9 protein-coding genes are annotated in these 11,419 nt (G+C 47.3%); 6 read left to right on the plus strand and 3 right to left on the minus strand.

All coding sequences use genetic code 11. The annotated features are described in order from the left end of the window. Positions 1 to 7: 7 nt before the first annotated feature. The 3 genes from JWQ54_RS12915 to JWQ54_RS12925 all read right to left on the minus strand — a co-directional run bounded on the left by JWQ54_RS12915 (position 8) and on the right by JWQ54_RS12925 (position 1,976). Positions 8 to 814, minus strand: coding sequence for a YgcG family protein (locus JWQ54_RS12915; RefSeq protein WP_299585305.1), 807 nt, complete (start codon positions 812 to 814; stop codon positions 8 to 10). A 10-nt stretch (positions 815 to 824) separates the two neighbouring features. Beyond that, positions 825 to 1,259 carry a TPM domain-containing protein gene (locus JWQ54_RS12920; protein WP_299585306.1) on the minus strand — a complete coding sequence of 145 codons (435 nt, stop codon included), beginning with the start codon at positions 1,257 to 1,259 and terminating at the stop codon, positions 825 to 827. 138 nt (positions 1,260 to 1,397) lie between these two features. Then, positions 1,398 to 1,976, minus strand: coding sequence for a LemA family protein (locus JWQ54_RS12925; RefSeq protein WP_299585308.1), 579 nt, complete (start codon positions 1,974 to 1,976; stop codon positions 1,398 to 1,400). A 613-nt stretch (positions 1,977 to 2,589) separates the two neighbouring features. Here JWQ54_RS12925 and JWQ54_RS12930 point away from each other — a divergent pair. From JWQ54_RS12930 to JWQ54_RS12955, 6 genes are all read left to right on the plus strand, one after another. Then, the gene (locus JWQ54_RS12930; protein WP_299585310.1) at positions 2,590 to 3,234 is read left to right on the plus strand and encodes a (2Fe-2S)-binding protein; all 645 of its coding nucleotides are present in this window, start codon (positions 2,590 to 2,592) and stop codon (positions 3,232 to 3,234) included. Continuing rightward, on the plus strand, positions 3,231 to 4,211 hold the full coding sequence (locus JWQ54_RS12935; RefSeq protein ID WP_299585312.1) for a xanthine dehydrogenase family protein subunit M: 981 nt from the start codon (positions 3,231 to 3,233) through the stop codon (positions 4,209 to 4,211). The genes JWQ54_RS12930 and JWQ54_RS12935 overlap by 4 nt, the downstream gene beginning before the upstream one ends. Positions 4,212 to 4,313: 102 nt before the next feature. Beyond that, the gene (locus JWQ54_RS12940) at positions 4,314 to 6,464 is read left to right on the plus strand and encodes a xanthine dehydrogenase family protein molybdopterin-binding subunit (protein WP_299585314.1); all 2,151 of its coding nucleotides are present in this window, start codon (positions 4,314 to 4,316) and stop codon (positions 6,462 to 6,464) included. A gap of 296 nt (positions 6,465 to 6,760) precedes the next feature. Beyond that, the gene (locus JWQ54_RS12945; protein WP_299585316.1) at positions 6,761 to 8,971 is read left to right on the plus strand and encodes a xanthine dehydrogenase family protein molybdopterin-binding subunit; all 2,211 of its coding nucleotides are present in this window, start codon (positions 6,761 to 6,763) and stop codon (positions 8,969 to 8,971) included. A 568-nt stretch (positions 8,972 to 9,539) separates the two neighbouring features. Further along, positions 9,540 to 10,565 carry a YncE family protein gene (locus JWQ54_RS12950; RefSeq protein WP_299585318.1) on the plus strand — a complete coding sequence of 342 codons (1,026 nt, stop codon included), beginning with the start codon at positions 9,540 to 9,542 and terminating at the stop codon, positions 10,563 to 10,565. Positions 10,566 to 10,786: 221 nt separating this feature from the next. Beyond that, positions 10,787 to 11,119, plus strand: a complete 333-nt coding sequence (locus JWQ54_RS12955; protein WP_299585320.1) for a hypothetical protein — start codon at positions 10,787 to 10,789, stop codon at positions 11,117 to 11,119. The last annotated feature ends 300 nt before the right edge of the window (positions 11,120 to 11,419 follow it).

Genomic DNA, 11,419 nt, shown 5'->3' on the forward strand with positions numbered 1-11,419 from the left:
CAGCGGTCTACCAACTCCCGCTTGAGCCGCCGCCGCCGAAATCGCCGCCGCCGAATCCGCCGAAACCACCGCTGTCACTTCCTCCTGATGATCCGCCGCCGAAGCCGCCGCCACCGTCAGAAAAGCCACCCCAGCCGCCGCTGCCCCGGCCAAGCATAGCACCGCCAAGGAACCACCAAAACGGACTTGCACCGCCACGGCCGCCAATAATATGCCCGCCGCCGCCACCGCGTTTACGGAACACTATGATGAGGATCACTACCACAATAACAATTACAATAAAACCAATAGGGCTGCCACCATCACTGGCTTTAGGCTTTTTACTTGCCTTGTACTCGCCCTTCATGTATTGCATCAGCTTGGACGTGCCGTCATCAAGTCCGCCATAATAATCGCCCTGCTTAAAGCGTGGCGTAATATCGTTTTGAATTATCTGGTGTGTAATAACATCGGGTACGGCTCCTTCGGCGCCATAACCTGTTTGAATGGCCACCTTGCGGTCGCCTACTGCAACCAGTATCAGGATCCCGTTATTCTTGCCCTTTTCGCCAATGCCCCATGCCCGGCCGAGTTTTTGGCCAAACTCATTAATATCATAATCGCCTACTGATTTAATAATTACTATTGCAATTTGGGTTGATGTAGAATCATTAAACTGCACCAGCTTGCTTTCAAGCAAGCCTCTTTGCTCATCGTTAAGCGTGGATTTGGTAAAATCAGTAACCAATGTGCCCGACTTTGGCGGCAGCTCCTGCCCAAAGGCAATAAAGCCTATTAGCAGCAGGTTAATAAATAAAATGAGTTTTCTTAACATGAGTTTATGTTTATTCGCCATCCATAAAGGATACATCGTCTGATAGTTCATTGTTGCCGCCAGCCTGGTACGGGAAGAATTTTTGCAGATGCGTGCCCGCTATTTCAAGCCCGGTAACAATCCCTTCAACCAGGTTGCCATATTTAAAATTCTCCAGCATTTTCTCCCTGGTATCATCCCAAAAATTGGCAGGCACTACTTTGTTTATACCGGCATCGCCAATAATAGCAAACTTACGGTCAACAGTGGCCACATAAATAAGCACACCGTTGCGCAGCTTGGTTTTGTGCATATCCAGCTGGTGAAAATATTTAGCGGCACGGTCAAGCACATCTTCGCTGCAGGTTTTCTCGATACAAACGCGGATCTGCCCTGAAGTATACTTCTCGGCATTTTCAATTGCGGTGCGGATGCGCTGCTGCTCATCTTCGGTAAATACTGCCATACTGTTTATGATTACACTGATTTTTTTAGAATGATTACACCGATATGTTAATAGGATTACACTGATTTGAGAGTGATCACACCGGTTTGATTGCTAATCAGTATAATCATTCCTCTAATCGGTGTAATCACAAAATCGTTAAAAAGCAACTTTAGGTGCCTTTTGCGATTCAGGGTCGGCGGTAAAGCTTCCTTTTTCGTTAAAGCCGAATAATTTGGCAGTTACTACAGCCGGGAACGAGCGGATAGTTGTATTGTATTCCTGAACGGCGGCATTAAAATCGCGGCGCGAAACGTTAATCCGGTTTTCAGTCCCTTCAAGCGAGGCTTGCAGATTGGTGAAATTACTGTTTGATTTCAGGTCGGGATAATTTTCAGATGCAACCAGCAACCGGCCTAAAGCGGTGCTTAACTGCCCTTGTGCCGCCTGGTATTTTTGAATGCTTTCAGGAGTCAGTTTTGTAGGATCAACCTGTATAGAGGTAGCCCTTGCACGGGCATTGGTAACTTCAACCAGTGTGCTTTTTTCGAAATTAGCCGCACCTTTAACGGTAGCAACCAGGTTAGGGATCAAATCCGCACGGCGCTGATAGTTTGATTGTACATCGCCCCATTTAGCTTTTACATTTTCTTGTTTTGATACCATGCCATTATAGCTGCATGACCCAATAAGGCATATCACTATAATGATGCCCAATACTATTAATAAGTTCTTCATTATGTTTCTTTTTTAGATTTAAGCAGTTTGAATTTACAAATTAGATAGCAAACCACATACCGTTGTTACAAAAGTTGTTTTGCATGCCAATATGGCAAGCATGGGTTTTTGTAAATGTAATGAAAAGGAATTACAAAAAGCTAACAGCGAATCCCCCTGACGAGGGAAATCGCTTTTAAAAATAACAAGACCAAAAATCGGTTAGAAAAACGACGATAAACTAGCAGCCGGGGTTTATTAACATGTTTCTTATACCCTCTTCCGCAGGCCTTCGACCTGCGCTAATGTATTTCGGCATTTCAGGCCTTTAATATCAGGCCTTTATATAGTGTAGAGAACCAAAAACATCAAGCCCTGAAAGTGCGAAATGGACCAGCGCAGGTCGAAGGCCTGCGGAATAAATGGTGTTAAAAATTCTAAAAGTGATCCCTCTGACATTCTGCACTTTATTGCAATAACCTGCTGCTGAGGTTTAATTATTTATCACCCTAACTACCTGTATAAAAGCATTATATAAAATAAAACATAACGGTACTTTTTGTAAAATCTTTGTTTCCTCTTCTTTATCTAAATAAAATATTCCCTAACTTGTACTACAATAAAGCCATATCCTATGGAAGACGAAAAAGACCATGCTTTGCCCGGACATGACCCGGAGGCGAAGGATAATTCACGCCGTAATTTCTTAAAACAGAGCACCTTATTAACTGCTATTGCCTTAACACCAGGTACCGCTGTTAAAGCTGCGGAGATGCATGTTGATGAAAAAATAGCGGCAGCATTTGAAAAGATGCCCATAAAAATTGAGGTTAATGGTGTTGCGCACAGCCTTTCGGTTGAGCCGCGTGCTACTTTACTTGATATTTTACGCGAACAGCTCGACCTTACCGGCACCAAAAAAGGCTGCGACCATGGCCAGTGCGGCGCCTGTACGGTGCATGTTGACGGGCACAGGGTAAACAGCTGCCTTACACTTGGCGTTATGGCCAGTGGCAAAAAAATAACCACCATTGAGGGACTTGCCAAAGGCGAAGAGCTGCACCCTATGCAGGAAGCCTTTTTAAAGCATGACGGGTTCCAGTGCGGGTATTGCACACCGGGGCAGATCATGTCGGCAGTATCCTGTATAAGGGAAGGGCACGCCAATTCGGAGATAGAGATAAGGGAATACATGAGCGGGAATATCTGCCGTTGCGGGGCCTACCCAAACATAGTTAACGCCATACAGGAAGTTAAGGAAGGAGGGAAAGCCGTATGAAACAGTTTCAATACACCCGGGTATTAACGCAGCAAAGCGCCATTGAGGCCATTGCCAAACCCGGTACAAAAATTATAGCAGGCGGGACCAACCTCATCGACCTGATGAAGCGTGGTGTTACTGCGCCTGATAAGCTGGTGGATATAAATCAGCTGCCATTAAAAACTATAACTGCTACTAAAACCGGTTTGCACCTTGGTGCGCTGGCATTAAATAGTGTAGTATCAGAAAATAGCCTGGTGCTTCAAAAGCAACCTTTGCTAAGTATGGCCTTAAAGGCAGGGGCATCGCCTCAGCTGCGCAACATGGCCACGGTTGGCGGTAATATGATGCAGCGCACCCGCTGTACTTATTTTTACGATACCACTATGCCCTGCAACAAGCGGGCGCCCGGCACCGGTTGTGGTGCGCTGGAAGGTATTAACCGTATGCATGCCATATTTGGCACAAGCGAGCAATGTATAGCCGTAAACCCAAGTGATATGAGTGTAGGTTTGGCTGCGCTGGATGCTGTTGCAATTATTGCCGGTAAAAAAGGCGAAAGACGGATCCCCTTCACAGAGTTTCACCGCCTGCCCGGAGATCATCCGGAACTGGATAATCGTTTGGCAGCCGGCGAGATGATTGTCGGTGTGGAGATCCCCGATAATAACTTTGCTAAAAACTGCTATTACCTGAAGGTGCGCGACAGGCAGTCATACGCTTTTGCGCTGGTATCTGTAGCGGCAGCTTTGGAGATCAGCAATGGCACCATTAAGCAGGCCCGGCTGGCAATGGGCGGTGTGGCGCATAAGCCATGGCGTTTATTTGATGCTGAAAAATCTCTTATAGGCAAGCCCGCAACCGAAGACAGCTTTAAGCAAGCCGCACAAATAGCCATGCAGGGCGCTAAAGGTTACCAGTATAATTCATTTAAATTAAAGCTGGCCCCTGCTACCATTACCGAAGCATTGAAACATGCGGCGGGGTTAGTTTAGTTTATTGCGAGTTGTAAGGGTTGTAATTGTTGTAGAAGTTGTAAGGGCATTTACGAAGCAATAATTCAATCGATTAACAGGTTCCTTTTTACCAATGACACAATGACTAATGACACAATGACCAAAGGAATGAGCCGGATAGACGGGCGGTTAAAGGTTACAGGGGCAGCCCGGTATTCTGCAGAGTTTACCCCTGCCGGAATGGTTTATGGGGTGCTGGTGGGCAGTGCCATAACTAAGGGCAGCATCCGGTTGATAGATACCAAAGCGGCTGAACGAGCGCCTGGTGTTTTGAAGGTTATTACTTATTTAAACTCGCCAAAAGTGGCTGGTTACCAGGTTGAGCCAGGCAAGCCGGAACCGGCTAAAGGAACGTATAAGCTATTTTATAATAACAAGATCCTGTTTAACGGACAGCCCATAGCCATTGTTGTTGCAGATACTTTTGAGCGGGCCCTGTTTGCTGCATCATTAGTTAAGGCGCAATACAACGCCGATAAGCATCATACCAATCTTAGGGATAATGCCGCCAAAGCTTTTGCCCCAGAGGGCGACGGCCAGACAAAGCGCGGAACGGTTGATGCCTGGAAAACTGCCCCGGTAAAAATTGAGCAGGAATACATTATCCCATCCGAGGTGCACAGCCCAATGGAGCTGCATGCCATTATTGCAAAATGGGAGGCTGATGATAGGCTTACCATGTGGACAAAAACCCAGGGGGTACAGGATACCCGCGATGGGATTGCCAATATATTTAAGCTTCCTAAGGACAATATCCAGGTAAACTCAAAGTTTGTAGGCGGTGCCTTTGGCAGCGCGTTACAGGTTTGGCCGCATGAGGTTGCCGCAATTATAGCTGCAAAGGTGGTTAAGCGGCCGGTTAAGCTGCTGCTTGGCAGGGCCGATATGTTTACCTCGGTAGGTTACCGCCCTTATACCTGGCAAAAAATAGGAATTGGCGCTACTGCAGATGGAAAGCTGGTAGGCATAACCCATGAAGCCATAGGCCAAACATCAACCTACGAAGATTTTAACGAAGGGCCAATAGGTGTGAGCAGGTCCACTTATGCATGCCCCAATGTAAATACCATTTATAAGCTTGCCGCACTTGATATCGGCTCACCAACATGGATGCGCGGGCCGGGAGAAGCAACCGGCGCTTTTGCGCTCGAATCGGCACTGGATGAGATCTCTTATGAGCTGAAAATCGACCCGATAGAGCTCCGCCTGAAAAACTATGCCGAAACCGACCCGGAGAGCGGCAAACCTTTTTCGAGCAAGTTTTTGAATGAGGCCTATAAGTTGGGGGCTGATGGTATTGGCTGGAACGACAGGAATGCCAAACCGGCATCGGTTACAAAAGATGGCTGGATGGTTGGCTATGGAATGGGGGGCGGCATGTTTGGCGCCTATCGTGACAAAGCAGCTGCAAAAGCAATAATGATGGCTGACGGAACACTGATTATACAAACGGCTGTAAGTGATATTGGCCCGGGTACAGGCACAGCAATGGTAACCATAGCATCCGAAATTATGGGCATCCCTGCAGAAAAGATCAGGTTTGATATGGGCGATTCGTCATTACCACAGGCGCCAAGCCAGGGTGGTTCGGCAACTACGGCAACAGTAGGCTCGGCTGTTTATGCGGCGTGTACCGAGCTGAAAGAAAATTTTCAAAAATTAATAGGTAACGGCGGTACTGATCATCCTGATTATGCAGCCGTACTAAAAAAACATAACCTGCCAAAACTGGAAGTAACCACCTCAGCAAGCGGTGGGACTGAACGCGATAAGTATGCGTTTTACTCATGGTCGGTGCATTTTATAAAAGTGCTGGTGCACCCTTCAACTGGGGTTGTTAAGGTAGACAGAGCAGTTTGTGTGGCCGATTCGGGCCGGATAGTGAGCCCTAAAACGGCCCGCAGCCAGATAGTTGGCGGTGCTATTGGCGGGATAGGCATGGCGCTGATGGAAGAGACAGTGATAGATCATCGCTACGGCAAAATAGTGAATAACAACTTTGCCGATTACCATGTACCTGTTAATGCGGATATTCCGCAGATAGAGGCCCTTTTTGTAAACAAGCCCGATCCGTACATAAACCCGATGGGCGCCAAAGGCATGGGCGAGATCGCTTTAATAGGCATGGCCGCAGCAGTAGCTAATGCAGTATATAATGCAACCGGTAAACGGGTAAGGGAGCTGCCCATTACGCCAGATAAGCTGGTAGGGATGGATGTGGAGTTGAGTTGATCGGGAGAAGTTGATTGGGTTGATTAAGTTGGATTAGGTTGATTGAGTTAAGAGGGGGTATGCTGAAATATAAATTCCGGGGGAAATCCTGGAGAAATGATAAGGGGGATGTCATGGTGAGGTTTTCAACGGCCTGTCATGGTGAGCTTGTCGAACCACGACGCGGGCAAAGGCCTCTGCTCCATGCTTGGGCAAGCGGATAGGCCTCTGCGCACGTCGCCCTTCGACAAACTCAGGATGACATCCCATTGTAAGGTCGCTATATCCGTTGTAACGACTGTAACAATTGTACCGGGGTGAAACAAATATTACAAGCGTTACAGGATGCCAAGCTGGTTCAGCTCTTTAAAAGTTCATTTATACTACCCCTTATATCTACTATAAGTATGGAAAACAAAACAATAAGCAATACAGAAGGCCTTAGCCGTGTTGACGGCCGTCTGAAGGTTACCGGAAAAGCCAAATATTCCGCAGAATATAATGTGCAAGGTTTGGTGTATGGTGTGCTGGTTGGCAGTACGGTTGCCAAAGGCAGCATCAAAGCCATCGATACAAAAAAAGCAGAAGGCGCACCCGGTGTACTTTCGGTGCTTACCTATTTAAATGCTCCAAAAATTCCGGGTTACCAGGTAGATAACCCTCCACCAAAAGGTCCTTTAAAAATATTTTATAACGATCAGATCTACTTCAACGGACAGCCAATTGCCCTTGTAGTTGCTGATACATTTGAACGGGCCCTGTTTGCCGCATCGCTGGTTAGTGCCACGTATAATGTAACTGCTCATCAAACTGAGTTGAAAACAAATATGAGCAATGGCTTTGCGCCTAGCAAGGGAAAAGATTATGTAAAAGGGCAGGAAGATGCATACAAATCGGCTCCGATAAAAATTGAGCAGGAATATATCATCCCAACCGAAGTGCATAACCCCATGGAGCTGCATGCCATTATTGCCCGATGGGATGCCGACGATAAAATAACCGTTTGGGATAAAACACAGGGCGTAAAATCAACCCAGAGAACTATTGCACAAGCATTTAAAGTACCGCCCGAAAATGTGCAGGTAACCTCGCCATTTGTCGGCGGCGCCTTTGGAGCCGCCCTGCGCACCTGGCCGCATGAAATTGCTGCAGTACTGGCCGCAAAAGTACTAAACAAACCGGTTAAGCTGGTGCTGAGCCGTGCCGATATGTTTACTTCGGTAGGCTATCGCCCTTATACCTGGCAAAAGGTGGGCATAGGCGCTACTGCCGATGGCAAGCTGGTAGGCATCACCCATGAAGCTACCGGGCAAACCTCGGCTTATGAAGATTTTACGGAGGGTGTGGTTAATATCAGTCAGCTGATGTATGCCTGTCCGAATGTAAATACAAAATACCGCCTGGTATCGCTCAATGTAAATGTGCCAACGCCTATGCGTGGTCCCGGTGAGGCGACAGGAGCGTTCGCGCTTGAATCAGCGATGGATGAGCTTTCCTACGCCCTTAATATCGACCCAATAGAGCTGCGCCTTAAAAACTACGCCGATACTGATCCATCAAACAACAAGCCGTATTCGAGCAAATTTTTAAGTGATGCTTATAAGCTTGGCGCGGATAAAATAGGCTGGAGCAACCGGAGCCAGCAACCGGGTTCGGTAACCCAAAATGGCTGGCTCGCGGGCTATGGAATGGCTGCCGGCATGTTTGGCGCTCACCGCAGCTCGGCTACGGTAACGGCCAGGATGATGGCTGACGGTACACTGATATTGCAAACCGCGGTAACAGATATAGGCCCCGGTACAGGTACGGCAATGGTAACCGTGGCAGCTGAAACTATGGGCATCCCTGCTGATAAGATCAGGTTTGATATGGGCGATTCATCATTGCCGCCATCACCAACTCAGGGCGGTTCGCAAATAACATCAACCGTAGGTTCGGCAGTGCACGATGCCTGCGAGGCGCTTAAAGAAAAGTTTAAAACCCTGGCAGGCAACTCCAGCGCCACTGATTATACCCAGATCCTTAAACAGCAAAACCTTGACAAGCTTGAAGTAACCACCGCATCAAAAGGCGGTGAGGAACAGGGTAAATACTCCATGTACTCATGGTCGGTACATTTTATAAAGGTGCTGGTACATCCCGCTACGGGCGTAATAAAAATTGATAAAGCAGTTTCAAGTGCAGATGCCGGAACAATAATAAGTGCAAAAACTGCCCGCAGCCAGATGATAGGCGGTACTATTATGGGAACCGGTATGGCGTTGATGGAAGAGGCCGTGATAGATCACCGTTATGGCCGGCTGGTAAACAATAACTTTGCCGATTACCATGTACCCGTACAGGCCGATATACCACTGGTAGAGGCATACTTTGTAAATAAACCCGACCCCATAATTAACCCTATAGGTGCAAAAGGCATGGGCGAAATTGCCACCATAGGCGTAGCCGCAGCCATAGCCAATGCCATATACAACGCAACGGGCAAACGGGTAAGGGATTTGCCTATTACGCCTGATAAGTTGATTTAGGCTGGGGTTGTTGCAGAGGTAGTAGATGTTGAAAAACAAGGCTTGTGCAATCCCCGTCCCTGGGCTATCGCGTACCCATATCTTTTTGTCAGGCATGTTTTTCTTGACCCATGGGTTCTACCTCTTTGTAGCTACTGGAAAGAAAGATATTTTGCCCCGTAGGTGGCTACCCTTTACCACCATTTCCGGCACGATGCGGATCCGATTGTTACAAATCTGACGGCTGGGTAGCCTCGATGAGGCAAAAATCTTAATCGTTATTTTTCTACAAAGCGGTAGAGCCTACGGCTCATTGTCATTCACGTGTTCTTAAAAATTGTGGGTACACGGTAGCTTCCCTGGGAGAGCGTGATATCATTAAGTTAGCAGAGCCTTACGATATGGGCCATCTTTACGCTGTATTGAGACGGGTAAACTAACTTTAACTGATCGGTTAAAACCTTCCTAACATCTATTGTTTTTCAGCTTAGGTCGATTTTAAAAAAAATTGACAATATATGTGGTTACCTTAGAGTACCCAAAACAATTCATAAAGCTTTTTAGTCATCACTTTATTCAGCCTAAAATTATGAAAATCACTAAAGTAATATTTTTATTATTAGCCTTGGTTTACCCCGCAACCGAATGTGCCGCCCAGGCTACGCCTCCGCGTACGCTGCTGGCGCTTTCAAAAGGCGATCATATTCTGGCAATAATAGATCCGGGTACGCTGAAGATTATCGCACGTGTCCCGGTGGGTTCCGATCCTCATGAGGTTATCGCATCAGCTGACGGAAAGACGGCGTATGTTTCGATCTACGGCGGCGGCAGCTTGCACGAGCTTAATGTGATCGACCTGGTGGCACAAAAGCCTTTACCCAATATTGATACAAAGCCACTGATGGGCCCGCACGGCCTCACGTTCGTTGGCGGTAAGGTGTGGTTTAGTGCAGAGGGCGCCAAAGCCGTTGGCCGTTATGACCCCGCAACGGGTAAACTAGACTGGGCCATGGGAACAGGCCAGAACAGAACGCATATGATTTACGTAACCCCGGATGCGAAGACGGTCTGCACCACAAACGTTTCGGCAGGAACAGTCAGCATTTTGGTGGATAGCCTGATCAAGCCCACACCCAATCCGGCGGGGTTCACGCCTCCGGCGCGTCAGGACTGGGTGCAAACTGTTATCCCTGTAGGAAAAGGTTCTGAGGGGTTTGATGTTTCGCCTGATGAACGCGAGCTGTGGACCGCAGGCGCTGATGACGGCACCATTACCATTATCGATATCGCATCAAAAAAGGTAACCGGCACAATTGACGCGAAGGTTTTTGGGGCCAACCGGCTGAAGTTTACTCCGGATGGCAAACGGGTACTGATCACAAGCCTGCGAACGGGAGACCTGTTCGTTTATGATGCCGCATCACACCAGGAATTGAAACGGCTAAATACCGGGCGCGGCGCGGCTGGCATTTTGGTGGACGATGACGGATCGCGCGCGTTTATCGGCTGCACAGCTGACAACTATGTGGCGATTATAAACCTCAAGACGTTAGAAGTCGCCGGGCACATTGATATACGCGGGGCAGACGGCCTGGCCTGGGCAATTCGGCCTTAGGATTTTTTGATGTACAAGGGTACAGTGAGAAACCGGCGCCAATAAGCACTTCAACCCGGGATTTTTATGCATTTGCAGAGGTGCTTTTCCTTGTGAACATCTACGCTTACAATTAATTCTGCCATATCAATTTAAAAGCGCGTTGATAATAACCTTAATATCCTTCCTGATTATCACATTGTTTTGTTGGAAGTATGATTGTTATGTCTATCTTGCATTGCATGACGGAATATATTACGGTATTTAAAGACTGGGTAATCAGTTTGGGAGAAAAGCATGAGGTTGATCCTTTAGTTCTCGGCAGTTTATACCTGATCAGCAAAATAGGATTTTTTATATTTCTTGCCTGGCTCCTGAAGAATTTAAAAGTAAAAAAGGCTATTCTTATTCCCTTGCTTTTCGCCTCGCTTAGTTTTAGCCTGCCCTATCTTTACCTGGTGATCGCTGGTCGCAACATTTCAATTTGGGTGTACCTTTTTATTGGATTGATGTTCATTTATGGTGGATTTTCCATTTGGAAGAAAATTACAATAAAGCCTTCCCGGCTTAGCTAGTTGCTCAATGTTATTAAGTTAAGGAAGAAATACAGTTCCCCCTCTTTCTGTGAAGCAAAGAGTCGGCGAGCGAAGCAATGCCGGGGTGAGTCCACGCCGCCATGCATTAACGCCAATGCATTTGCGTTAATATCGCCCGCAGATTTACCCACCCGGTCGACGCTGCGCTGGACCACCCTCCCTTCCGCAAGCGTGATCGTTGCGCAACTATTGTCAACAATTGCGGTCGTGAGACCATAAAGCGTTCTTTGAAATATTGATTAAAATGATGGAATCAGGTTTATAAGGTATTGCTGGTTT

It is taken from the genome of Mucilaginibacter sp. (assembly GCF_028288225.1).
GTDB lineage: Bacteria > Bacteroidota > Bacteroidia > Sphingobacteriales > Sphingobacteriaceae > Mucilaginibacter.

Coding starts and splice junctions, on each gene's coding strand:
- JWQ54_RS12915 (WP_299585305.1), bottom strand. CDS start 814: ATGTTAAGAAAACTCATTTTATTTATTAACCTGCTGCTAATAGGCTTT.
- JWQ54_RS12920 (WP_299585306.1), bottom strand. CDS start 1,259: ATGGCAGTATTTACCGAAGATGAGCAGCAGCGCATCCGCACCGCAATT.
- JWQ54_RS12925 (WP_299585308.1), bottom strand. CDS start 1,976: ATGAAGAACTTATTAATAGTATTGGGCATCATTATAGTGATATGCCTT.
- JWQ54_RS12930 (WP_299585310.1), top strand. CDS start 2,590: ATGGAAGACGAAAAAGACCATGCTTTGCCCGGACATGACCCGGAGGCG.
- JWQ54_RS12935 (WP_299585312.1), top strand. CDS start 3,231: ATGAAACAGTTTCAATACACCCGGGTATTAACGCAGCAAAGCGCCATT.
- JWQ54_RS12940 (WP_299585314.1), top strand. CDS start 4,314: ATGACTAATGACACAATGACCAAAGGAATGAGCCGGATAGACGGGCGG.
- JWQ54_RS12950 (WP_299585318.1), top strand. CDS start 9,540: ATGAAAATCACTAAAGTAATATTTTTATTATTAGCCTTGGTTTACCCC.
- JWQ54_RS12955 (WP_299585320.1), top strand. CDS start 10,787: ATGACGGAATATATTACGGTATTTAAAGACTGGGTAATCAGTTTGGGA.